The organism is Aeromonas fluvialis (genome assembly GCF_000819885.1).
GTDB lineage: Bacteria > Pseudomonadota > Gammaproteobacteria > Enterobacterales > Aeromonadaceae > Aeromonas > Aeromonas fluvialis.
On sequence record NZ_CDBO01000036.1, the window covers coordinates 89,571 to 113,305 of the forward strand.

23 protein-coding genes are annotated in these 23,735 nt (G+C 59.8%); 13 read left to right on the plus strand and 10 right to left on the minus strand.

Going from position 1 to position 23,735, the window contains the following annotated elements:
* The first annotated feature begins 6 nt into the window (after window positions 1-6).
* The 5 genes from BN1125_RS08155 to BN1125_RS08175 all read left to right on the plus strand — a co-directional run bounded on the left by BN1125_RS08155 (window position 7) and on the right by BN1125_RS08175 (window position 5,141).
* Window positions 7-1,962, plus strand: a complete 1,956-nt coding sequence (locus tag BN1125_RS08155) for a heme lyase CcmF/NrfE family subunit (RefSeq protein WP_042011675.1) — start codon at window positions 7-9, stop codon at window positions 1,960-1,962.
* Window positions 1,959-2,489: a DsbE family thiol:disulfide interchange protein gene (locus BN1125_RS08160; RefSeq protein WP_042011676.1), complete on the plus strand. Its 531-nt coding sequence runs from the start codon at window positions 1,959-1,961 to the stop codon at window positions 2,487-2,489. The genes BN1125_RS08155 and BN1125_RS08160 overlap by 4 nt, the downstream gene beginning before the upstream one ends.
* 11 nt (window positions 2,490-2,500) lie before the next feature.
* Window positions 2,501-2,980, plus strand: a complete 480-nt coding sequence (locus tag BN1125_RS08165; RefSeq protein WP_042011677.1) for a cytochrome c-type biogenesis protein — start codon at window positions 2,501-2,503, stop codon at window positions 2,978-2,980.
* On the plus strand, window positions 2,977-4,245 hold the full coding sequence (gene ccmI / locus BN1125_RS08170) for a c-type cytochrome biogenesis protein CcmI (RefSeq protein ID WP_042011679.1): 1,269 nt from the start codon (window positions 2,977-2,979) through the stop codon (window positions 4,243-4,245). The genes BN1125_RS08165 and ccmI overlap by 4 nt, the downstream gene beginning before the upstream one ends.
* 83 nt (window positions 4,246-4,328) lie before the next feature.
* Window positions 4,329-5,141, plus strand: coding sequence for an MlaA family lipoprotein (locus BN1125_RS08175; RefSeq protein WP_042011680.1), 813 nt, complete (start codon window positions 4,329-4,331; stop codon window positions 5,139-5,141).
* Between the two features lie 111 nt (window positions 5,142-5,252).
* Here BN1125_RS08175 and sodB read toward each other — a convergent pair whose 3' ends face one another.
* On the minus strand, window positions 5,253-5,837 hold the full coding sequence (sodB, locus tag BN1125_RS08180) for a superoxide dismutase [Fe] (protein WP_011705306.1): 585 nt from the start codon (window positions 5,835-5,837) through the stop codon (window positions 5,253-5,255).
* Between the two features lie 286 nt (window positions 5,838-6,123).
* Between sodB and BN1125_RS08185 the strand changes: the two genes are divergently transcribed.
* Window positions 6,124-6,468, plus strand: coding sequence for a Grx4 family monothiol glutaredoxin (locus BN1125_RS08185; RefSeq protein ID WP_042011682.1), 345 nt, complete (start codon window positions 6,124-6,126; stop codon window positions 6,466-6,468).
* A 66-nt stretch (window positions 6,469-6,534) separates the two neighbouring features.
* On the opposite strand, the gene BN1125_RS08190 is transcribed toward BN1125_RS08185, so the two are convergent.
* Window positions 6,535-7,746: an RsmB/NOP family class I SAM-dependent RNA methyltransferase gene (locus tag BN1125_RS08190; protein WP_042011684.1), complete on the minus strand. Its 1,212-nt coding sequence runs from the start codon at window positions 7,744-7,746 to the stop codon at window positions 6,535-6,537.
* Window positions 7,747-7,961: 215 nt separating this feature from the next.
* On the opposite strand from BN1125_RS08190, the gene BN1125_RS08195 reads away from it, so the two are divergent.
* The 7 genes from BN1125_RS08195 to BN1125_RS08225 all read left to right on the plus strand — a co-directional run bounded on the left by BN1125_RS08195 (window position 7,962) and on the right by BN1125_RS08225 (window position 16,111).
* Window positions 7,962-9,971 carry a reprolysin-like metallopeptidase gene (locus BN1125_RS08195; protein ID WP_042011686.1) on the plus strand — a complete coding sequence of 670 codons (2,010 nt, stop codon included), beginning with the start codon at window positions 7,962-7,964 and terminating at the stop codon, window positions 9,969-9,971.
* Complete coding sequence (locus tag BN1125_RS08200; RefSeq protein ID WP_042011688.1) at window positions 9,968-10,297, plus strand: hypothetical protein; 330 nt, start codon at window positions 9,968-9,970, stop codon at window positions 10,295-10,297. The genes BN1125_RS08195 and BN1125_RS08200 overlap by 4 nt, the downstream gene beginning before the upstream one ends.
* Window positions 10,298-10,439: 142 nt before the next feature.
* On the plus strand, window positions 10,440-11,078 hold the full coding sequence (gene pdxH, locus BN1125_RS08205) for a pyridoxamine 5'-phosphate oxidase (protein ID WP_042011689.1): 639 nt from the start codon (window positions 10,440-10,442) through the stop codon (window positions 11,076-11,078).
* 36 nt (window positions 11,079-11,114) lie between these two features.
* A complete protein-coding gene (locus tag BN1125_RS08210) occupies window positions 11,115-11,729 on the plus strand; it encodes a glutathione S-transferase family protein (protein ID WP_042011690.1) in 615 nt (204 codons plus the stop codon).
* Window positions 11,729-13,369: a GNAT family N-acetyltransferase gene (locus BN1125_RS08215; protein ID WP_042011691.1), complete on the plus strand. Its 1,641-nt coding sequence runs from the start codon at window positions 11,729-11,731 to the stop codon at window positions 13,367-13,369. Before BN1125_RS08210 ends, BN1125_RS08215 begins: the two co-directional genes overlap by 1 nt.
* A gap of 6 nt (window positions 13,370-13,375) precedes the next feature.
* The gene (locus BN1125_RS08220) at window positions 13,376-13,912 is read left to right on the plus strand and encodes a GNAT family N-acetyltransferase (protein ID WP_042011693.1); all 537 of its coding nucleotides are present in this window, start codon (window positions 13,376-13,378) and stop codon (window positions 13,910-13,912) included.
* Window positions 13,913-14,203: 291 nt separating this feature from the next.
* Window positions 14,204-16,111, plus strand: coding sequence for an LTA synthase family protein (locus BN1125_RS08225; RefSeq protein ID WP_042011694.1), 1,908 nt, complete (start codon window positions 14,204-14,206; stop codon window positions 16,109-16,111).
* A gap of 211 nt (window positions 16,112-16,322) precedes the next feature.
* On the opposite strand, the gene BN1125_RS08230 is transcribed toward BN1125_RS08225, so the two are convergent.
* The 8 genes from BN1125_RS08230 to BN1125_RS08265 all read right to left on the minus strand — a co-directional run bounded on the left by BN1125_RS08230 (window position 16,323) and on the right by BN1125_RS08265 (window position 23,555).
* Complete coding sequence (locus tag BN1125_RS08230; RefSeq protein ID WP_042011695.1) at window positions 16,323-17,453, minus strand: ribosomal protein uL16 3-hydroxylase; 1,131 nt, start codon at window positions 17,451-17,453, stop codon at window positions 16,323-16,325.
* Between the two features lie 139 nt (window positions 17,454-17,592).
* Entirely contained in the window at window positions 17,593-18,963 is a 1,371-nt protein-coding gene (gene purB, locus BN1125_RS08235; protein ID WP_042011696.1) for an adenylosuccinate lyase, read from the minus strand.
* Between the two features lie 125 nt (window positions 18,964-19,088).
* Window positions 19,089-19,703 (minus strand): high frequency lysogenization protein HflD, encoded by a 615-nt coding sequence (gene hflD, locus BN1125_RS08240; protein ID WP_042011698.1) that lies wholly within the window; start codon window positions 19,701-19,703, stop codon window positions 19,089-19,091.
* 23 nt (window positions 19,704-19,726) lie between these two features.
* Complete coding sequence (gene mnmA, locus BN1125_RS08245; protein WP_042011699.1) at window positions 19,727-20,833, minus strand: tRNA 2-thiouridine(34) synthase MnmA; 1,107 nt, start codon at window positions 20,831-20,833, stop codon at window positions 19,727-19,729.
* Between the two features lie 157 nt (window positions 20,834-20,990).
* On the minus strand, window positions 20,991-21,482 hold the full coding sequence (locus tag BN1125_RS08250) for an NUDIX hydrolase (RefSeq protein WP_042011700.1): 492 nt from the start codon (window positions 21,480-21,482) through the stop codon (window positions 20,991-20,993).
* Window positions 21,482-22,378 (minus strand): 23S rRNA pseudouridine(2457) synthase RluE, encoded by an 897-nt coding sequence (gene rluE / locus BN1125_RS08255; RefSeq protein WP_042011704.1) that lies wholly within the window; start codon window positions 22,376-22,378, stop codon window positions 21,482-21,484. Before rluE ends, BN1125_RS08250 begins: the two co-directional genes overlap by 1 nt.
* A gap of 104 nt (window positions 22,379-22,482) precedes the next feature.
* The gene (locus BN1125_RS08260) at window positions 22,483-23,250 is read right to left on the minus strand and encodes a PTS sugar transporter subunit IIA (protein WP_042011705.1); all 768 of its coding nucleotides are present in this window, start codon (window positions 23,248-23,250) and stop codon (window positions 22,483-22,485) included.
* Window positions 23,250-23,555 carry a PTS fructose transporter subunit IIB gene (locus BN1125_RS08265; protein ID WP_042011708.1) on the minus strand — a complete coding sequence of 102 codons (306 nt, stop codon included), beginning with the start codon at window positions 23,553-23,555 and terminating at the stop codon, window positions 23,250-23,252. Before BN1125_RS08265 ends, BN1125_RS08260 begins: the two co-directional genes overlap by 1 nt.
* Between the last annotated feature and the right edge of the window lie 180 nt (window positions 23,556-23,735).

Genomic DNA, 23,735 nt, shown 5'->3' on the forward strand with positions numbered 1-23,735 from the left:
CCGTCCATGATTCCAGAATTAGGACAGTTTGCTCTGATCATGGCGTTTGCCACAGCCCTGTTGCTGGGGAGCTACCCGCTGCTTGGCGCCAAATGGGGGCGTCTTGGTATGATGTCGACGGCTCGCCCGCTCGCCTATGCCCAGTTCTTGCTGCTGCTGCTGTCGTTCCTCTGCCTGACCTGGGCCTTTATCGACAACGACTTCACCGTACAGTATGTGGCCACCAACTCCAACAGCCGCTTGCCGCTGGCGTATCGCATCTCCGCCGTGTGGGGCGCCCACGAGGGTTCCCTGCTGCTGTGGGTGCTGACCCTGGGTGGCTGGTCCGCCGCCGTTGCCCTGTTCAGCCGCCGTCTGCCGCTCGATGCGGTAGCGCGGGTGCTCGGTGTGCTCGGTCTCATCTCGGTCGGTTTTACCGCCTTCGTGCTGTTCACTTCCGATCCCTTCACCCGTACGCTGCCCTACTTCCCGGTGGATGGACGCGACCTCAATCCGTTGCTGCAGGATCCCGGTCTCATCTTCCATCCGCCGATGCTCTACATGGGATACGTGGGCTTCTCGGTTGCGTTTGCTTTTGCCATTGCTTCGCTGATGACCGGCCGGCTGGATGCCACCTGGGCCCGCTGGTCTCGCCCCTGGACCATGGCGGCCTGGGTATTCCTGACGCTGGGGATCGTGCTCGGCTCCTGGTGGGCCTACTACGAGCTCGGTTGGGGCGGCTGGTGGTTCTGGGATCCGGTAGAAAACGCCTCGTTTATGCCCTGGCTGGCGGGGACCGCGCTGCTCCATTCGCTGGCGGTGAGCGAGAAACGCGCCACTTTCAAGGCCTGGACCGTGCTGCTGGCCCTGTCAGCCTTCTCGTTGAGTTTGCTCGGTACCTTCCTGGTACGCTCCGGCGTGCTGGTATCGGTCCATGCGTTTGCCTCTGACCCGGCCCGCGGGTTGTTCATTCTCGGCTTCCTGCTGGCGGTGATCGGCTCCTCCCTGCTGTTGTTCGCCTTCAAGGGCTCCCATGTGAAGAGCCACGGCAAACACGAGCTGTGGAGCCGCGAGACCCTGTTGCTCGCCAACAACATCATGCTGGTGGCGGGTCTGCTCACCGTGCTGCTGGGCACCCTGTTGCCGCTGGTACACAAGGAGCTGGGGTTGGGGAGCATCTCTATCGGCACCCCCTTCTTTAACCACATCTACAGCTGGCTGATCATCCCGTTTGCCCTGCTGCTGGGGATTGGCCCGCTGTTTCGCTGGCGTCGTCAGGAGCTTGGCGAGCTCAAGGGCAAGGTGATCCTGGCCCTGGTATTGAGCCTGGCGGCCGCCTTGTTGTTGCCGCTGACATTTGCCGAGGACTTCAAGCCCTGGGCTGCGGTGGGTATTGGCCTGGGCGTCTGGATCATTGTCACCAGTGCCCAGGAGACCTGGGTCCGTGCCACCCACAAGCACCGCTTTGCGGTCGGCGTGCGCCGCCTTGGCAACAGCCACTGGGCCATGATCCTGGGGCACGTGGGCCTTGCGGTCAGCATCATAGGTATCGCCTGTACCCAGAACTACAGCATCGAAAAGGACCTGCGGATGCAGGCGGGTGATCGGGTGCAGTTTGCCGATTACGAGTTTGTCTTTACCGGCATTGCCGAAAAGAACGGTCCCAACTACGACGGCTTCAAGGGCGTGCTGGAAGTGCACAAGAACGGCAAGCATGTCGGTACCCTCAAACCCGAGAAACGGGTCTATACGGTGAGCCGCATGCCGATGACCGAAGCCGCCATCGATGCTGGCGTGACCCGGGATCTCTATGCTGCGCTGGGCGAGCCCCTCGACAACGGTGCCTGGGCGGTGCGTATTTACTACAAGCCATTCGTTCGCTGGATCTGGTTTGGCGGCGTCTTCATGGCTATCGGGGGTGTGCTGGCGATGCTCGACAAGCGTTACCGCTTCGGCCGTCGTGAAGAGGAGGTGAAAGCATGACTCGCAAGACCTGGCTGTTTCTGATCCCCTTCGTGATCTTCTTGTTGGGGGCCGTTTTTCTGTTTAAAGGGCTCTACTCCGACCCCACCAAGCTCGAATCCGTGCTGGTAGGCAAAGAGGTGCCTGTCTTCACCCTGCAGGATATCTATGATCTCAACAAGCAGCATGATCGCACCATCCTGACCGGTCGTCCCATGCTGCTCAACGTCTGGGCGACCTGGTGTCCGACCTGCTACGGTGAGCACACCTATCTCAAGGAGCTGGCGGGGCAGGGGATCACCATTGTCGGGATGAACTACAAGGATGAGCGGGACAAGGCGATCAAGTGGCTGGAAGAGCTTGGCAACCCTTACCAGATCAACCTCTATGATCCCGATGGCATGTTGGGGCTGGATCTGGGGGTGTATGGCGCACCGGAGACCTTCTTCATCGACAGCCAGGGGATTATCCGCTATCGCCACGTGGGGGATATCAACCCCGAAAACTGGGCGGCGACCCTCAAACCCATCTTTGACGCCATGAAGTGAGGGGAGTCCTGATGAGAGTATTTATTGCTTCCCTGCTGCTGTTGCTGGGATGGATAGTGCAAGCGCCGGCCATGGCTGCCATCGATGTCTACACCTTTGACAACGACAATCAGGAGCAGGTCTTTCGCGAACTGATCAAGGAGCTGCGTTGCCCCAAGTGTCAGAACCAGGATATCGCCGACTCCAATGCGGGGCTGGCCAAGGACTTGCGCGACAAGACCTACCAGATGGTGCGTGAGGGCAAGGATAAAGAGGCGATCGTGGACTACATGGTGGCCCGTTATGGCAACTTTATCCTCTATAACCCGCCCCTGATGGCCTCCACCCTGATCCTCTGGCTCGGCCCGTTGCTGGTCATCGTCATCGGTCTGGCCGTGGTGGTGATGCGCAGCCGCCGGCCCCCCGTGATGAAACAACAACTGGATAACGCCCTGAGTGAGGAGGAGCGGCGTCGTCTGACCGAGCTGCTCAAAGAGGAAGAGAAACAATGACCGCTTTTTGGATAGTGATTGCGGGCTTGCTGGTGCTGACGAGCCTGGCACTGGTATTGCCACTGTGGCGTGGTGAAGGTAAACAAAGCATCAGCCGTTCGGCCCTCAACAAACAGCTCTATCGTCAGCGGCTGCTGGAGATTGGCGAAGAGCGCGAGCAGGGTGTACTGGCGGAGGAGTCCGATTCGCTGGTCGAACTGCAACGCAGTCTGCTGGACGACATTCCCGACGTGGAGCAGACCGCTCGTGGCGGAAAGAGCCTGATCTGGATCCCCGGCGTGCTGGTCCTCCTCATCGTGAGTCTGGGGCTCTACTACAAGCTGGGCGCCTGGCAGGAAGTGGCCCGCTGGCAGGATGCCAGCAGCCGCATCGGCGAGCTCAGCAATCGCATTCTGGTGGAGCGCAATGCCGAGGTGACCGAGCAGGATCTGCTGGACTTTACCCTGGCCCTGCGTACCCGCTTGAAAGACGAGCCGAACGATTACCGTGGCTGGCTGCTGCTGGGTCGCCTGTCTCTGGATGGCAACGATCCCGAGATGGCCCGCGAGTCGCTGGCCCATGCCTATGAGCTGGCGCCCCAAAAAGCCATGGTGGCGGTGCCTTACGCCCAGGCTCTGATGATGACCGGGGACGAAGCTCAGGCCGACAGCCTGCTGCAGGCGGCTATTGCCGAAGAGCCGGGTAATATCGAGGCGCGCTCCGTCTATGCCTTTATGGCGCTGCAGAAAGAGGATTTTCAGACCGCACTGGCGCGCTGGCAGGAGATGCTGCCGCTGATGGAAAAAGAGACACCTCGCTATGTGATGGTGGAGCGTTCCATGGAGTATGCTCGCGCGCAGCTCAAGCAGCGCGGCATTGAGGTGACGCATCCGGGGGCGGCCAAAACAGACGCGGAGCAGGGACAGCAACTCGCAGTGAAGGAGGGGGAGTTCCCCATCCATATCACGCTGGCGGCCGGCATTCAGATACCGGAAGATGCCCATCTTTTCGTCTTTGCTGTGGTGCCTAACGGGCCGCCCATGCCCATCGCCGTGAAGCGTATCGCCGGGCCAACCCTGCCAGTTACCCTGTCACTGGGAGATGGCGATGCCATGATGGAAGGCAGCAAGCTGGCGACCTATCCGGAGCTGCAATTCAAGGCGCGTCTCTCGCGCGGTGGCAATGTGATGAACAAGGAAGGCGCTTTTGAAGGGTTATCCGTACCGGTCAAGACGGCCGAGATCCCGGCGGCGCCGATTGACATCCGTATCGATCACGCCCTCTAATATAACCCTCTACCCGGCTCCCATTATGGGGGCCGGGTTGTCTATACTTCTGATTAATCAAAATAAAAGTCTAGGACTTCCATATGCATCTACGTTCAGGGGCCATATTGGCAGCTCTCTTGATAACAGGTTGTGCTGGTGGGCCACCCAAGCCGGGCCCCGAGAGCCTAGACCTCAAGGTGGGAGAATATCATCCGAAAGTAACCCGCAAGGCGAATGATTCCCGCGACCCCTTTGAAGGGGCCAACCGGGCCATGTGGGCAGTTAACTACGATGTGCTGGAGCCACATGTCGCCAGACCCGTGGTGCATGGCTACGCTCGCTATGTTCCACAAGGAATGAAGGATGGTATCGAGAATCTGGTAGAGAACTTCAATGAGCCGAGCAGCATGGTCAACCATCTGCTGACCGGCGACGTGAAGGGGGCGGGTGTCAATTTAGGACGTTTTACGCTCAACACCACGCTCGGTCTGCTAGGTATTTTTGACGTAGCTAAAAATGTTGGGCTGGAACGTGACAAGCTGGAGCTCGATACCGTGCTGGGTCGCGCCGATATCGGGGATGGTGCCTACTTGATGGTCCCTGTCTTCGGTCCGACCACCACACGCAAGCTGGTGGGGGATACCGTTGATACCTTGTATTTCCCTTATGCCTTGCTGACTCTGCCGTTGAAAGTGGTGCACTGGACGCTGGATGGCCTCGGCACCCGTTCCAAGCTGATCGATCAGGAGCGGATCATCGACAATGCGCTCGATCCCTATGCCCTGACCAAGGACTTCTATCTGCAGTACAACCAGAACAAGGTGACCGGCAAGCAGACTGAGCTGAAAGCGTCTCAGCAAGAGCAGGCTGACGATGCCAATCTGGATGAATATATGGACGAGCTGGACCAGTAAGCGCACATATCTCGATATGTGAAAGGCGCCTGCGGGCGCTTTTTTACTTTCTTGGCTATCTGGAGATAAAAAACGCCCCGCAGTGCGGGGCGTGTTGGCAAGCGAGGCTAATTAGGCAGCCAGGTTCTTGGCCACAAATTCCCAGTTGACCAGGGTCCAGAAGGTTTCCATGTACTTCGGACGCAGGTTGCGGAAGTCGATGTAGTAGGCGTGTTCCCACAGGTCGACGGTCAGCAGCGGGGTGGTACCGGCTTCAGTCAGCGGGCAACCGGCGTTGGAAGTGTTGACGATGGCCAGGGAGCCGTCAGCCTTCTTCACCAGCCAGGTCCAGCTGGAGCCAAAGTTGCCGATGGCAGACTTGGTAAACGCATCCTTGAACTCGGCGAAGGAGCCGAACGCCTTGGTGATGGCATCGGCCAGGGCGCCAGTGGGCTCGCCACCGCCGTTCGGGGAGAGGCAGTGCCAGTAGAAGGTGTGGTTCCAGATCTGGGCAGCGTTGTTGAAGATGCCGCCAGTGGAGGTCTTGATGATCTCTTCCAGAGACTTGCCTTCAAACTCGGTACCCGGCACCAGATTGTTCAGGTTGACCACATAGGTGTTGTGGTGCTTGCCGTGGTGGTATTCCAGGGTTTCCTGGGAGATGTGCGGTTCCAGAGCATTGATTGCATAGGGCAGAGCGGGAAGTTCGAATGCCATTTTCTACTCTCCATTGGCTGGCCGTGCGAAGGCAACGGTTGCAAGACATTGCGTACTCTTTTCTATTTTGAAAAGAGTTGTTTTTGAAGTGATGGGGCCAGTTGGCCCAAAGCCAGGGGATTGTAGCAGTATCAAAGATGGCCTAACAACTCTTGATTGGCGCCATGATCCGGATCAAGCTGCGGCTTATTGATTCGTCACTTCTTGCAGTTGCCGCGGTTTGCCAGTTTGTGCTCTGCCCGGATTGCAGTAGAATGGCGACCGAAATCGCTCTAGTGAGGCACTTATGGAAACTATTGAAAAGATCAAACAGCAGCTGGCTGATAACCCCATCATCCTCTACATGAAGGGCTCCCCCAAGCTACCCAGCTGCGGTTTCTCTGCACAGGCCTCTCAGGCTCTGATGTCCTGTGGCGAGCCGTTTGCTTACGTCGATATCCTGCAAAACCCGGACATCCGCGCCGAGTTGCCGAAGTTTGCCAACTGGCCCACCTTCCCGCAGCTGTGGGTGGAGGGCGAGCTGATCGGCGGCTGCGACATCATGATCGAGATGTTCCAGGCTGGCGAGTTGCAGACTCTGATCAAGGAAACTGCCGCCAAGTACAAGCAGGATGATGCTGCTGCCGAATAAGGCCATCACAGTATTAAGCAAAAAGGGGAGCCATCGGCTCCCCTTTTCTTATGCTGCAAGACGGTATCAGGCGATGCGCTCGATACGCGCCAGGTAGAAACCGTCGAAGCCGGTGGCTGCCGGGCTCACGGTGTGATCATCGAGCAGGCGGAAGTTCTCGTTGGCCGCGAGGAACTTGTCCACCTGCTGGCGGTTCTCCTCGGGCAGGATGGAGCAGGTGGCGTAGACCAGCATACCACCCACCTTCACCATCTGGCTGTAACGCTGCAGGATCTCGGCTTGCAGCGCGACCAGCACCGGCAGACGCTCGGCGGTATCGCGCCACTTGGCATCCGGATTGCGCTTGAGTACGCCAAGGCCGGAGCAGGGTACGTCAAGCAGCAGGCGGTCGGCGCTCTCTTTGAGGCGCTTGACGGTCTTGCTGCTGGTGATGACCCGGGTCTCCACGTTGTGGGCGCCGGCGCGACGGGCGCGTTGCTTGAGGTTCTCCAACTTCCACTCTTCTACGTCCATCGCCAGCAGGCGGCCTTTGCCCTTCATCATGGCGGCGATGTGCAGGGTCTTGCCACCGGCTCCGGCGCAGGCGTCGATCACCCGCATGCCGGGTGCCACGTCCAGCGCCGCCGCGATGTGCTGGGAACCGGCATCTTGCTGTTCGAACCAGCCGTCAGCAAAGGCTTTGGTGCGGAACAGGGCTGCGTCAGAGGTGACCTGCAGGGCAGTCTCCACACCTTCAACCGGAATGGTGGTGACCTGCTCTTTGGCCAGCGCAGCCTGCAGCTCATCACGGGTGCACTTGAGGGTGTTGACCCGCAGGTAGCGCTTGGGCATCCAGGCCAGGGCGGCACGCTCGGCAGGCCAGGCCTCGCCCAACTGCTCGCTGCCGAGCTTTTCCAGCCAGCTTGGGCAACCATCCATCAATACCGGGTTTTTTTTGGCTTCGGTCAGGCGGCGACGAAACGCCTCCTCATTGAAGCGATCCAGGGTCGGGTGGTTGGGTTGAGCTATTTTGTGGAAAGCGTGCCAGCTGTGCAGCAGCGGCCAGACATTCTTTTCGGCCTGACGTACCTGAATGCCGGTGAGGAAGCAATAGAGGCTGAGACGACGCAGCAGGTCGCCGGTGACCAGGGCAATCCTTGCCTGTTCTTGCGGTTTGAGTTCGATGCCGGAGAAGTGACGGGCATAAGCGCGGTCCAGGGTAAGACCCTGACCCAGCACATCGTCAACAATGGCAACGACCAGATCCCCGAAACGGGGCAACAGTGGGGATTTGAGCATGAGATTAACCTTGGCCAGATAGAAATGAACCGCACCTTTGAAGAGGAGCTGTTCTAAAAATGACAAATCCGCGCAATGATAGGGGTTAGACGGAGTTGGTGCAATACATCCCCATGGGATGAGTGACTGAAACGATGGCGCCGGGCTTATTGATACGACGGGATAATGCAGCCGGAAATGGTTCAAAACAGTGCATGACTACAAGGATGACAAAGATGCAGGTGACCAGTAATCGTTCGTTGGCCCTGTTGGTGGCCGGTGTGTTGGGGTCAACCGGTTTGATGGCCAGCGAGTGGCGCACGGTTGCGGCCAGGGCGACCGCGGATGAAGGTTATGAGGTGCGTGCCCATCAGTTTCGGGTGGCCAAGGTGCCGCTGGACTATTTTGCCGGGCTGGAAGCGGGGGCGAGTGAGCTGGCCCTGCCGCTGCCTGATGGGGGCGAGGTGACTTTTACGCTGGAGGCTTATGACCTGCTGCCTGCAGATCTTGCCGCCAAGTACCCGCAGATCCGCACCTTCAAAGGGTACAACCCGGCGCAACCGGTCGAGACGGGGCGCTTCGATCTGGGACCGCAAGGTTTCCATGCCATGTTCAGCCATCAGGGCAAGCTGGTATTTGTCGATCCGCTGCGCAACGCGGAAGGCTATGCCGTCTATTACCAACAGGATGCCCATAGTCGCCTGAACGATGAGGCGGACAAGGTGCTCGGTCATGGCGCCAACAGGGCGTTGCTGCAAAGGGTGCAGGTGGATGGCAATGTGCGCAAACGCTACACCATAGCCATGTCGGCGACGGGGGAATACACCCAATACCACGGAGGCTCCAGGGTGCTGACCATGGCGGCCATCGCGACCCTGCTCAACCGGGTGAATCAGGTCTATCAACAGGATGTGGGGGCTGAGTTTGTATTGGCCAGTGGCAATGACAATCTGGTCTTTACTGATCCAGCCAGCGATCCGTTTGATAACACTAATGCGGATGCTGATCGCAACGTCGATGTGCAGGCGCAGGCGCTGGCTGACGGAGATCTGGGGGTATTTGATATCGGTCATGTCCTTAATACCAGTGAGGGGGGGGTGGCGAGTTTGGGGGGGTTATGTGTCGATGCCATGCCGCCCTATTACGCCTATGGTGCCAAGTCATCTGGCATGACGGGTTCAACAGAGCCTGTAGGTGATGCCTTCTTTATCGACTATGTGGCCCATGAGATCGGCCACCAGTTCGGGGCTGAACATACCTTCAACGGCACGACCGGCAATTGTGGGGCGGGTAACCGGACTGCGGATCAAGCCTGGGAGCCGGGCAGTGGCAGCTCCATCATGGCCTATGCGGGCATCTGCGGAGAGGAGAATATCCAGCCGCACAGTGATCCCTATTTTCACAGCAAATCCATCGAGCAGATGCGGGCTCACATGGCGAGTGTATCGGCTTGCGGAACCACGCTCGCGTTGAGCAATAATGCGCCTCAGGCAGCAGCAGGGGGGGACTATGTGATCCCTGCCAATACGGCCTTTATGTTGAAAGGCGCGGGTGGCGATCTGGATGGTGATCCTCTGCTCTACAACTGGGAGCAGATCGATCTGGGTAACGAATCGAGCAGTATCGCCACCATGGTTGATGATGGCACCCGGCCACTGTTTCGTTTTGTGTCACCCACCAGTTCACCCGAGCGGATCCTGCCCAGCCTGCCATCTCTGTTCTCGGGTACCCTCGCCAAGGGAGAGGCTTGGCCGACCACCAATCGGGATCTCAACTTCCGGCTCACGGTACGCGATGGCAAAGGGGGCGTTGCCAGCGACGACATGAAGGTGCAGGTGGTCAATACCGGCACGGCATTTCGCATCACCAGCCCAATTTCCGGGGTCACCCTCACGCCGGGGGGCAGTCAGTCACTGACATGGGACGTGGCGGGCACCACGGTAGCCCCTATCAGTTGCAGCAAGGTGGATATATCTGTGACCCAGGACGAGGGGGCAAGCTGGGCGCCCCTGGCCTCCAGCCAGTCCAACAGCGGATCGGCTACCGTGACCCTGCCGGGCAACCTCACCAGCAGCGTCAGGCTGAAAGTCGCTTGCAGTGACAACATCTTCTTTGCCATCAGTCCCCTCAAGTTGCCTCTGGCACAAGCTGGCTCGACTTCAGGTGGTGGCGGTGGCGGCGGCGGGTCGCTTGGATTGTGGACCCTGGCACTGGCGCTGCTCGGCTGGCAACGGAGGCGCACATGAGGGGAGTCCCTCTGTTGCTGCTTGCCATGCTGGGCGGTTGTCAGGCTGATGCCAGCACGCTGGAGCAGGCGCTGAGTGCGAATCTTGCCAAGCAGGATTACCGTCTCATCGTGATAGCCGGGCGGGGAGAGTTCGCCCCCGGTATTACCGCTGAACAGCAGGCGGAGGCCAAGGGGCGCTGTGGGGTGCGTTATCTGGATGGGCTGGGAGATGTTATCAGGCCCGGCCAGCACGAAACACACGCCAAACTGAGCAGCTATGCCAGTGAATATAACCGGCGCATGGTGACTCACTGCCCATTGAAATTAAGCGTTTCTAACCAGTGATGACCATGTCGTGAATCAACAGCGGGGAGGCAACAGCCTCCCCGCTGCGTTATGGCTTGTCACTGGCAGATGAGCGGAGCACAATGCCTGCGTCACTCTCTTGATGGTCGTGGAACCATCATTTATTTGAAGGAAAATCAAGATGATGGATGTTGCTGATCTGCGCCGTGAATACTCCCGTGGCGGGCTGCACCGGGCCGATCTGCCGGCCGAGCCGCTGGCACTGTTCGAGAAGTGGTTGGCGCAGGCTTGTGAGGCCAAACTGACCGATCCCACCGCCATGGTAGTGGCGACCGTCGATGCTGATGGTCAGCCCTGGCAGCGCACCGTGCTGCTCAAGCATTACGATGCCCAGGGGATGGTCTTTTACACCAACATGGGCAGCCGCAAGGCGCAGCAGCTGGAAGGCAACCCCCGTATCAGCCTGCTCTTCCCCTGGCACACGCTGGACAGACAGGTTCATGTGACCGGCCGGGTGGAGAAGATGAGCACCTTCGAGGTGATGAAGTATTTCCACAGCCGTCCCAAGGATAGCCAGATCGCTGCCTGGGTCTCCCAGCAGTCGACCCGCATCTCGGCCCGCGGCGTGCTGGAGGCCAAGTTCCTCGAGCTCAAGCAGAAGTTTGCCAATGGCGAGGTGCCGCTGCCGAGCTTCTGGGGCGGATTCCGGGTGGTGATCGAGACGGTGGAGTTCTGGCAGGGGGGCGAGCACCGGCTGCATGACCGCTTCTACTACACCCGCGAAGGGGATGGCTGGCATATCGAGCGTCTGGCCCCCTGATCGCGCTGTTCAAATCTGTTTTCACAAGGAGTGTGTATGCGTCTGTATGGTGATCTGCGTTCCGGCAACTGTTACAAGGTGTGGCTGTTGGCCCGCTGGCTGGCGCTGCCCCTTGAGTGGGTAGCGGTGGATATTCAGGCGGGGGATACCCGTACCCCCGCATTTTTGGCTATGAACCCCAACGGCAAGATCCCGGTGCTGGAGATTGGCCAGGGCGATACGCTGGCGGAATCCAATGCCATCCTCTTCTATCTGGCGCAAGGCAGCGCATTGTGGCCAACCGATCCGCGCAAGCAGGCCGAGGTGCTCAAATGGATGTTCTTCGAGCAGTACAGCCATGAGCCATACATCGCGGTGGCCCGTTTTATCGTTCACTATCTCGGCCGACCCGAGTCGCAGGAGGCGCGGCTCGACGGTCTGAAAGCCGGTGGCGAGAAGGCGCTGGCGGTAATGGAGCAGCAGCTGAAACAGAGCCCCTACCTGTGCGGTGATGCGCCTACCATCGCCGATATCGCCCTTTATGCCTATACCCATGTGGCAGAGGAGGGGATCTTCTCCCTGCAGGGGTGGCCCGCTATCCGTAGCTGGATCGCCCGTATCGAAGCCCATCCCCGCCATCTGACGCTGCCAGCGGCCTGTCAGGCCAGCTGATGGAACTGCTGATCGAGGCCAGTCTGTGGCAACCGCAGTGGGCTGCGCTGTTGCTGCACTGGCAGCAGCAAGGTCATCGCTGGCAGCTGCTGCTGGGCAAAGAGGCGGCGGCCGCCCTCGATCAAACCGATGCACCCTGGGCGAGCAGTCCTCCTGACGGAGTGCTCTGCCCGGGGGCCCTGCTGGCTGCCTGGCTCGATGGGGATCTGCTGGCGGATTTTCATGTTGATCCCAGCCGCCAGATCCTGATCAGTGCCTCCACCTCGCTGCTGACCCTCGCCAGGGAGCAAGGGCTGCTCACCCTGGGGCCGGTGGGGGCTGATTTGCCACTCACCCCCGAGGCTGATTTGGGCGCCGTGCTCAATCGCCTGCTGGCGCGCCGCGTGACGGTGCCGACCCTGGTTGAGGGGCATCCGCTATCAGGTGTCGTGCTGCGACCACTGCAGGCGGCCGATGACCGCGAGATAGTGCGCTATTGCAGCGACGAGGCGCTGGCCCGCTACACCCTCAATATTCCTCACCCCTATCCGCCGGAGGGGGCCCGCGACTGGCTGGCCCTCAGCTGGCGCAAGGCAGCGCTTGGGCTTGGCTGGAGCTGGGCCATCACTTTGCCAGAGGCGCACGGGACGGCGCTGGTCGGGGTGATCTCCCTGCACTGGAACGGCGAGCTGGCCTGGTGGGTGGGCGTGCCCTGGCAGAATCGCGGTCTGGCCACCCGGGCCGCACACTTGGTCAAGGGGTTCGCCTTTGACCAACTGCAACTGCCTGCGCTGACGGCTCGCCATATGCCGGACAATCTCGCCTCCGGCCGGGTGATGGCAAAAGTGGGGATGCACTATCGCGGTCAGCGCCATATCAGTGGTCGCCAGCCGTGCGAGGTGAGCTACTGGCGGCTGGATCGCGCTCCCTCCTTACTCAATCCCTTGCCCGAGGAAATTACCCGCTGGCTGGCAGATGAGCGGATCGCCGTGGTGATCCTGTGGGATCCCGCCACGACCAATCGGCAGAGTGCCAACGGCAAGCTGGCTATCTCGCTCTTTGTGGATGAGAGGGTCGCGGGGGAGGAGTCTTGCTCTCCGCGCTGCCCGCCGCATCTTGAGCGTTTGCTGGCGCTGCACTGTTACCCCGTCGATCTGCTGGAGCAGGCCGATCCGGAGCAGATGTCCCATCTTGGTGGCGTCTTGCTGAAAGACAGGGATGAACAGGGGCTGGCGTGGCTGCTGCAACTGGCCGCGCTGCAGCGTCAGGGGCCCGATCTGCTCAGCCGTGAGGAGCGTGTATCACGGCTCCACTGGTTCAACCAATTGATGGCGCAGGCGCTGGGTGACCAGGATGAGTCGCCGCAGATACGTTATCAGCAGTTACGGCTGCTGGTGGAGCTGCCGGAGCTGGTCGACGAGCTGGATGGCTGTTGGCATCAAGCGCCCGAATTGACCTTCGAGCGGTTGGCGCGGGAGGCACCCTCCCTCTGGCTGGCCTACCGCGAGGCGATGAACAGGGTCACCCCAGCGACGCTAAACGCCTTGCAACTGCAGTTTGCAGCGCGTTTTCCTGAGTGCACCCTCCCATTTTTGGACAAAGGTACTCAGAGTGAGCAGCCGTTGTGTGGAATAATGCCGCCACTGCTGTACGAGGAGTAATACCTGATGTTGAGAACCGAGCGCCCCGGTGACATGCTGCCGGTTTATGAGCTGCTGAGTGCCGCCTTCGGTCGTTCCGATGAGGCCGAACTGGTCAACCGCCTGCGCGAATGTGGCGCTGCTGTGGTGACCATGGTCGAAGAGGAAGAGTACGAGTTCATGGGGCACCTGATGCTAAGCCCGATCACCATTAACGGCATGGAAGGGCCCTGGCTCGGTCTGGCGCCGGTCGCGGTTCATCCCGACTGGCAAGGCCAGGGGGTCGGTTCGGATCTTGTCCGTGAAGGGCTTGATACGGCGCTCGAGATGGACTGGAAAGGGGTGGTGGTACTCGGGGATCCGGCCTATTACAGCCGTTTCGGTTTCCGCCCGGCCAGCGAGTTTGGCCTGCACTGCATCTATGAGGTACCTGCCGACTGCTTTATGGCGATGGAGCTGCAGGAGCGCGGTTTTGCGGGTGTGCAGGGCGAGGTACTCTATCACCCCCTGTTTGATCAACAGCCTGATGAGGTGGCATCAGAGCACCACACTACGTGTGAGTAGCACAAAGCTCTCGTCGATGAGGGCTTCTGGTGACAAAAGCCCTCCTCCTTTTTACGGAGGGGGGCTTTTTGCTGGGGCCACTCACTGGCTGACAAGTTGTTCGATTGGCCATGTTCGTCACGAAAAAACCATTAGAGGTCGCGTTATTACCGTTGCCGTTGCGCGTATTTATGGGCCTCTATCTTATGACGACAGCCCTAGTGACACCGAGGTATTTACACCCAATACGCAGCCACTCTTTACACGACAACAAAGTATCACCCGATGATAGGTTAACACTCAGGATTAATCATGTTTGCTCGCTTTCAGCTACTTGGCTTGGCACTGCTTGCGCTACTCGCGCTGTCACTAAAATCCCTGTTACTGTTCTGGTCTCCAGACAGTTTTAGCATGCTGACGATGGCGCAGCAGCTTGAAGCCCTACTGTGGGGCTTTCGCTTTGATCTGGCTGCGGCAGCCTTGCTTTGGGCACCGATAGCACTGGCTTGCTGGTTAGCCGTTCGCTGCGGGTTACGTCGCCTCTCTTGGCTTTGGTGGTGGGTACCTGCCATCGCATTGGCGGGTATGCATCTTGGCGACCTGATGTATTTCGATAACTCAGGACGCCATGTCGGCTATGAATTGGGGGAGCTAACCCGTGAGGCTGGCAGCCTGTTGACCACGGCATTTGAACAGTATCCGCTGCCGATGTTCATCTTATTGGTAGGGATGATCGTCAGCGCCATCGTGTGTCGCCGCCAGTCGCAGCTGCCTCAGCGCATCACCGTGAAAAATACCGAACTGCCGCTGTTATTGGTGCTTGCTATCGCTGTACTCGGTGTTCGCGGTTCACTGAGTGAACCACCGATGAAGCCCGATCGCGCCTATGCTATCGGCAACCCCAACCAGGCATTGCTCGCCCTGAACCCGGCCTATGCCATGCTGATGAGCTCCATCGCGGTAGACAAGAAATCAAAGAGCACGCCGCTCTATCTGCAACTGCCAATGCCGAGTTCGCCACAATTGGCACAATTGGGCGCGTTTGATGATGCGGCGAACTACCAACCGCCTCAGCGCAAGATGAACATCGTCCTGCTCCTGCTGGAAAGCTGGCCTGCCGAGATGATGCGCAGTTACAACCCCGAGTCTCCTGTCATCACTCCCAATCTGGATGCACTCCAGGGGGAGGGGGTTCGTACTGACGGATTGATTTCAGGTGGCCGTCGTACGGTTGAAGGCTTCTTTGCTACGCTGTGCTCCTATCAAAATCCGCTGGAATCGGCTATTCCCAACACCCTATTGCAAGAGCGCCGCTATGAATGTCTTCCCAAGCTGTTGAGTGATGCCGGTTGGCATACCGCTATTTTCCAGGGCATGCATAAAGGGATAACCGGACAGTTTGTCCAACAGCTTGGCGCACAATCGTCCTACGGAAAACTGGAAATGCCAGCCCCGGAGGTCGAACAAAATGGGTGGGGTTATCAGGATCCTGACCTCTATCGCTTTGTCCTCAGTAAGGCTAAAGAAGAGCGGGGCCCCTTTTTCTACATGGTTAACAACACCACGACTCACGATGATAAGCTCCCCGCTGGTGAGCCTTGGACATTTGGTCACGACAGTCGCAGCCAACGTAAAATGAGCGTGATGCACTATGCCGACAAGGCGCTTGGTCACTTTATCGAGGAGTATAAAAAAGCAAATTTAGGCCCGACGCTGTTCGTGATCACGGCGGATCACACTTCTGGCGAGCGCAGTGGCAATATGGGGCGCTATTGGCTTCCTTTCGTGGTCTTCGCAACGGATGGCTCCATCGCACCACGCCATCAACCTGGCATCGGTGCCCAACAAGATATCGCCCCGACCATCCTCGATTTACTTGGTGGCAAAGCGCCTTGGTTTACCGGGCACTCACTGCTCCATGAACCACCACAAGGAGGCATCTATGCCACCAGCGGTGCTTTGGGCCGGGTCTATGGAGACAAGGTCATTGAATTCCCGATGAGCACCCCGAACAAGGTAACTTGCTTTAACTGGAAGCAAGATCTGCCTCTACGCAAGCCGTTGCCATGCGATGCCGAGGCGCTCAAACAGCGTGATTTCACCTGGTCGTCTACCTGGTATCAGCAGAGGCTGCTGTTTGAGGGCAGAACACACGACTATGGCCGCACGACGCCATCCACTCTGTTGGCGCTCCATTCGGCGAAAGAAGCAGTACGCTAAGCGGTTGACGCCATTAATCAACCGAGATCGGCGTCATGGTTAAAGGATCAATCTGGCTCCAACCCTTGCCTTGATTGGCTTGCAATAAAAAGAGGGAGGCATCATGCCTCCCTCTTTAACTCTTATCACTCGCGGGTTGGGACTCACATTTTCTTGGTTGACTAGCAGTTGACTAGCATGAGAGCCAAGGGCGCCCTTTGTTACCGCCGGATCAGTTGAAGAACCAGTAACCGCGGTTGACCAGACGGGTCAGCAGTTGCAGGAAGCCGGCCTGATCGGCCAGCTCCACCATGTCGGCCTGAGTGATGATGTCCTTGTCGCACAGCAGCGAAATGGCGGTGGGATCGATACTTTGCAGGGTCCAGGCTTCGCCATCGATATAGCACTGCTGGCTCTCGCCACTGAACCAGACGCTACGCAGGCCCGGCACCTTGATGGCGGGCTCGCCCTGGGTCAGCAGGTCAGCCACTTCTTCGGCGCTGTAGTCCGGCTCGACCGGGTTGACATCCAGATCGTGCTTGGCCTCGGAGATCATGGTGCCGAACCACTCCTTGAACAGGGTCTCATCATCGAGCGCCTGCTGCATCAGCTCGCGCAGGCGGTGCAGCTCGTGGGGCTGGATCTCGCCGTGACGGGCACAGGGCTTGAGGTCGGCATCGCCGTAACGCTCGGTGCGCACCTCGTTGTCGATCAGATGGTCGGCAAAGGAGGAGATAAGCGCTTTGGCATCCGGCGCGCGGAAGCCCACCGAGAAGTTCATGGAGGGCTCGATGGCATAGCCCTCGTGGGGGAATCCGGGCGGAATGTAGAGGATGTCGCCCGGTTCCATGATGACGTCGATGATCGCCTCGAACGGCTCGCAGTGCAGCAGGGCGGCATGGGCGGCGAACTCGTGGCGCGGCGTGGCATCGCCGACACGCCAGTGGCGCTTGCCAAGACCCTGGGTGATGAACACATCGTAGTTGTCGATGTGGGGGCCGACACCCGCATGGGGGGTGGAGAAGCTCACCATCACATCGTCAAAACGCCAGCCCGGGATGAACTGGAACGGCAGCGCCAGCTCGTTCACCTCGGGAGCCCAGTGGTTGCAAGCCTGTACCAGAATGGTCCAGTTCTCTTCGCCCAGATGGTCGTAGGATTCGAAGGGACCGTGGGCTGCCTCCCACTTGCCGTCGAAACGGGTGACGAGGCGGGACTCTATCACCTCTTCCATGGCCAGACCCGCCAGCTCGTCCGGGCTGATGGGATCCTGAAAGTCGGTGAAGCCGCCCTTGATAAGGAGCGGGCGCTTCTGCCAGTAGTGCTCGAGGAAGTGAGCGATATCCAGATTGAGTTGGTACATGGTGCTTCTCGTATCTTGTGAGAGAGGGCTTGCCCAAGGCGGGCTTGGGCAAGGCCACTCGGGATCCTGCCGTGGCTGGGAAAATAACAGGGGCCCTGTGGCGTATCGTGCACAGGGCCCCTGTTCATTGGTTATCTGCTTATTTCAGCAGATCGACCAGACGCTGGGCGTCGCCGATATAGTTGGCCGGAGTCAGCTTCTTCAGCTCAACCTTGACCTCCTCGGGCAGTTCGAGCGTGTCGATAAAGGTACGCATCCCTTCGGCATCGACGCGGCGACCACGGGTCAGCTCTTTGAGCTTCTCGTAGGGCTTCTCGATACCGTAGCGGCGCATCACGGTCTGGATCGGCTCGGCCAGCACTTCCCAGTTGGCATCCAGATCGGCGGCCATGGCGGCGTCGTTGGCTTCCAGCTTGGAGATCCCCTTGAGGGTCGCCTGATAGGCAATCAGGGAGTAACCCACCGCCACACCCAGGTTGCGCAGTACGGTCGAGTCGGTCAGATCACGCTGCCAGCGGGAGATGGGCAACTTGCTTGCCAGATGCTGGAACACGGCGTTGGCCAGACCCAGATTGCCTTCGGAGTTCTCGAAGTCGATGGGGTTGACCTTGTGCGGCATAGTGGAGGAGCCGATCTCGCCCGCGATGGTGCGCTGCTTGAAGTGACCCAGGGAGATGTAACCCCACACATCGCGGTCGAAATCGATCAGGATGGTGTTAAAGCGAGCCATGGCATCGAACAGCTCGGCGATGTAGTCGTGCGGCTCGATCTGGGTGGTGTAGGGGTTCCAGGTCAGCCCCAAGGAGGTCACGAACTCCTCGGAGAACTGGTGCCAGTCCACATCCGGGTAAGCGCTGAGGTGGGCGTTGTAGTTCCCCACGGCACCGTTGATCTTGCCGAGGATCTCCACCGCCATGATCTGCTTGTACTGGCGCTCCAGACGGTAGGCGACGTTGGCCATCTCCTTGCCCATGGTGCTCGGGGTGGCAGGCTGACCGTGGGTGCGCGACAGCAGCGGCATGTCACGGTACTCATGGGCCAGACGCTTGAGCTCGCTGATCAGCTTCTCGCAATAAGGCTTGATGACCTCTTCGCGGGCGGTTTTCAGCATCAGCCCGTGGGAGTTGTTGTTGATGTCTTCCGAGGTGCAGGCGAAGTGGATGAACTCGCTGACAGCCGCCAGCTCCGGGTTCACTTCGACTTTATCTTTGAGGAAGTACTCCACCGCTTTCACATCATGGTTGGTGGTGCGCTCGATCTGTTTGATGAGGGCGGCGTCACTCTCGTTGAAGTTGAGGACGATGCCGTCGAGCAGGGCGTTGGCGGCCACGCTCAGGGCAGGGACTTCCGGGATCCCGGCGTGGCTGGCCAGTTTTTGCAACCAGCGCACCTCGACTTCGACGCGAAAACGCAGCAGGCCGAATTCGGAGAAGATAGGGCGCAGGGCATCGGCCTTGTCGCCATAACGACCGTCAATCGGGGAAACAGCAGTCAGCGCGGACAGCTCCATGGGGTGAACTCCTGATGATTGGTGTGGGGGATCCGTATTCACTCACGCAGTGGCCCGGTCGTTGGCAAGGGAGATCGGCTGTTCACCTTGCTATTGATCCTGTGGCCCCGCACGCGAGCCGATGATTAGTAACGTTTGGCCAGCTCAACCATCTTCTTGCGAGCGAAGATGATCTGGGTGCGGCTGCCACCGAGCTGACGCCACAGCACGCAGGCACGAATGCCCGCCAGCAGCAGGGCGCGCACCTTGTGCTGCACCAGCGGCTGCTGCAGGAACAGCGGGGTACCCGCCACCTGGATGCGCGGCCCGATGGGGCTGATAAGATCGCTGTAGATGCTCGCCATGTTGGCCAAAATCTGCTCGTCGAGCAGATCGAAGTGCTGTTGCTGGCGGCCAATCTGGCTGATCCGCTCACCCAGCATATTGAGAATGTCCTTGCGCTTGGCCAGCTTGCGCTCCAGTGCAATCAGGCTCACCACGTAGCGGGTCAGCTCGGCATTCTTCTGGCTGCCGTCGGCACCCAGCTGCTCGACCAGCGCACGGTAGCCGTCGCGAATGGCCAGATGGGTATTGTTGAACACCTCAAGGGGCTGGCTCGGATTGGTCACCAGCACGCTGGAGAGGCTCTCGCGCAGGGCGGCCTCGTCACAGTTGCCGTCACGGGCCACCTTCTGTACCAGATAGGCGGCCTGGCAGATGCCGGCAAAGGCCATGGTTCTGTCTTGAAATTTATCGCTCACGTCTGCTGCCTTCTGTTAAGGATTCAAACCGGATGGCTGAAACGCTGTTCGATGATGCCACCGCCCAGACACTCTTCCCCGTCATAGAAGACGGCGGACTGACCCGGGGTCACCGCAGCCTGTTTCTCGTCGAAGATGACCCGGATGGTCTCATCGTCGATGGGCTGGATCAGGCAGGGGATATCCTGCTGGCGGTAGCGGGTCTTGACGGTGCAGCGGCGCGGCTCGCGGATTGGGGTGCGATCCACCCAGTGCAGCTGGCTGGCGATCAGGCCATCGGAGTAGAGGCGGGGATGTTCGCCCTGCGCCACGACCAGCACGTTGCGCTCGACCTCTTTGTCGACCACATACCAGGCCTCTTCGGTGGCATCTTTGCGACCGCCGATACCGAGCCCCTTGCGCTGGCCCAGGGTGTGGTACATCAAGCCCTGATGCTCGCCGATCACCTTGCCATCCACGGTCTCGATGGGGCCGGGCTGGGCGGGCAGGAACTTGGCCAGGAAGTCCTTGAACTTGCGCTCACCGATAAAGCAGATACCGGTGGAGTCTTTCTTCTTGGCGGTGATGAGATCGAGCTGCTCGGCGATGCGGCGCACCTCCGGCTTCTCCAGATCGCCAACCGGGAACAGGCTCTGACCCACCTGAGCTTCGCTCAAGGTATAGAGGAAGTAGCTCTGATCCTTGTTGGTGTCGAGACCGCGCAGCAGGCGCGGGCGGCCGGTGCTGTCGTCACGGCGCACATAGTGGCCGGTGGCGATGTAGCGGGCACCCAGCTCTTCGGCGGCAAATTCGAGGAACGCCTTGAACTTGATCTCCTTGTTGCACAGGATATCCGGGTTCGGCGTGCGGCCAGCCTTGTACTCTTCGAGGAAGTGCTCGAACACATTGTCCCAGTACTCTGCGGCGAAGTTGATGGTGTGGAGTTTGATCCCCAGCTTGTCGCAAACGGCCTTGGCATCAGCCAAATCCTGGGCGGCAGAGCAGTACTCGTCCGTGTCGTCTTCTTCCCAGTTCTTCATGAACAAGCCTTCGACCTGATAGCCCTGCTGCTGGAGCAGGTAGGCCGAGACGGAAGAATCCACGCCGCCGGACATGCCGACGATCACCTTGATTTGGCTGTTGTCTGTCATTAGTCGAAGTTACCAGTTCGTTTAAACGGGGCGTATTCTACCAGAGTTTTGCGCCCCCGGTCACATCTCCATGCCGCCGTTCCCATCAGGAACCTTGTAGCAGGAAATCGTTTTTCTGTTGTTGGCCTGTGCCACCTGAAAAGAGTGTCAAATGGCCTCAAATAAAGGCCTTGAGGGCCGAGAGCGGCAGCCGGGTACCCGCCAGATAGTCCTGAATGCACTGCCATACCAGGGGGCTTCTCAGGGCCGATTTGCATTCCGCTATTTCTTCCAGCGTAAGCCAGTGGCAAGCCAGCACATCGCCGTCAGGATCCTCTGGATGGTGCTGACCCGGCGCCTTTTCAAGGTCGAAGATGATGGCGGTGCGCACATAGGTGGCCTCGCTGTCGGCCGGTTTGAACAGATAGGTGCCGAGCCAGGCGGTTGGCGTGGCGGTCAGTCCCGTCTCCTCTTTCAGCTCGCGGCAAGCCGCTTCAAGCAGGTTCTCCCCCGGCTCCACATGGCCGGCGGGTTGGTTGAAACGGCGCTGGTCTTTTATCTCCTCTTCCACCACCAGAAAGCGGCCCTGCCACTGCACCAGAGCGGCGACCGTCAGGCGCGCTTCCATGGGGGGATGGCTGGTGGCCGAGGATCCTACCTGATTGCTCATCATGACTCCTTGTCGTTGTTAGTGGGATTGCTCGTGCGGGCGGGTCGGCGCATCGTGCTGCGCCCGCTGCTGCGAGGTTTGCTGCCGGTCGGGTTCAGGGTTGCGCGTTCGGTTGAGTGAGTGCTGCGGGTGCGCTCGTCCCGTTTCGGTTGGTTTGAGCGTCGTGGCGCATCCCCTGTCGGTTTGGCATGTTCGCCTGCGCGTGCTGATGATGGACGCGGGCGGCGGGTGGAGATCGGCGCCAGTTCTGGGGCGGGCAGGCTGCGGCTCTCGCCGGGGGCCAAACCATCTAACGTCCAGTCACCGATGGCGTAGCGAATAAGGCGCAGGGTGGGGTGGCCGATATGGGCGGTCATCCGCCGTACCTGCCGGTTGCGTCCCTCCACTATCTTGATCTCCAGCCAGCAGGTAGGGATCTCCTTGCGCTCGCGAATGGGCGGATTGCGCGGCCACACCGCAGGTTCATCCATAATGCGCGCCCCGGCAGGCAGGGTCATGCCGTCGTTGAGCTCGACACCGGTGCGCAGGGCGGCCAGCTTCTCCTCGCTCGGGATCCCTTCCACCTGCACCCAGTAGGTCTTGGGGGTCTTCTCCCCCGGCTGGGTGAGGCGCGCCTGCAGCTTACCATCGTTGGTGAGCAGCAGCAGTCCCTCGCTGTCGCGATCGAGCCGCCCTGCGGCGTAGATGCCGGGTTCGGTGATGTAATCCTTGAGGGTCTCCCGGCCCGCCTCGTCGGTGAATTGGCACAGCACCATGTAGGGCTTGTTCAGCAGGAGTAACTTACGATCCTCGGGGGCCAGCTCCGGTTTGCGGGGGGCTGCTGGTTTGGCCGCCGAGCGCGGGGCGTTATCGCGCGGCGCACGGCTGACAGAGAGACGGGGGCGGGGAGATTTCATCGGATACACACTTCAGACAGACGATGGCAGCGAGTGTACCACAGGGGGCTGAGGGCGGGATGAATGGCTGGCGTTACAGCAAGAAGCGCCCAGAGCCAATTCGGCTAGCTCAGCAGGCTCTCGATGACGATAGCCTGACGGGCGGGGGGCGAGCCCGCCAACAGCAGGGCGTGGCTGACCACATCGTCGATCATCGCCTGCGCCAGTCGGGTGAGGGGGCGCAGGGTCTCCCGTCCGCTGCCGACCGGCACCGCCAGCAGAATAATGGTCTGCACCGGCCCGATTTGAGAGCCCCACTGGATAGGCGTGTTGCAACTGAGCAGAGTCAGCACTGGCTGGCTGATCCCTTCGCTTAATACATGGGGCATGGCAAGGCCGGGGCGGATGATGGTGGCCGAGACCTGCTCGCGCCGTTCCACCGCGGCGGTCAGTGTGGCGCGGTCGGTGACCAGCTCGGCGGGCAGCAGATCGATCAGATGCTCGAGGGCTTCGGCTTTGCTTAGCGGCGCTGGACTGTGGGCCAGCTGGTGCAGGGCGAAGTGGTAGTCGGGCAGGGCGTTGGCCAGTCGCAATTCGGCCAGTGCGGCGGTGCGCGGGCGTACCAGCGGTTGACCCAGTTCGCCGCACCAGCAGGTAAACGCCATATGGGCCAGCTCGGCATCGATCCCTTCAATCTGCAATTGGCAGAGGTCACCGGGCTGGATGGCGAGGGTGAGCAGGGAGAGCGGATTGCTGGCGGCAACGGTCTGGCGCCGGGTGAGGTTAGCGCAGCGGATGGTGGATTTGAACATCCCCGCCAGCCGGTTCAACTGCTTGGCCTGGGTGATGCTCAACCCCTGCTGGCAGTAGAAGGTGATCTCGCGGGTCAGCATCAGGCCGGGAGCGGCAGCGCTTTGAGCACGGCCTTGGCATCCAGTAGCACGGTTTCCAGTCTCACCTGACGGATGGGACAGCCGAGGAAGCGCTCTTTCTGCTCAATCTCGATATCGGAGGCAATCAGCACCAGGTCGGCGCTGGCAATATCGCGGGCGGTCAGCATATTCTCCATGCCCATGGCGCCCTGAGTCTCGACCTTGATCTTGAGCCCCAGCGCAGTGGCGGCTTTTTGCAGGGCATCGGCAGCCATATAGGTATGGGCAATACCGGTCGGGCAAGCGGTGACGGCGACGATCTTCATCTGCTCTCTGTGATGCTGACAAGGGGGAGCAACAAGATAGCGCCAGTGGGAGGCTTTTACCAAAAGTCCATATGAAAAGTGGGATCGTGATGGGGATATGCCCGTCCCTTGAACGGCTATGCAGGTTGATATGGGCCAGACGGGAGTGGGGTTTCCTCAAACAACAAGGGCCGCCCCTCT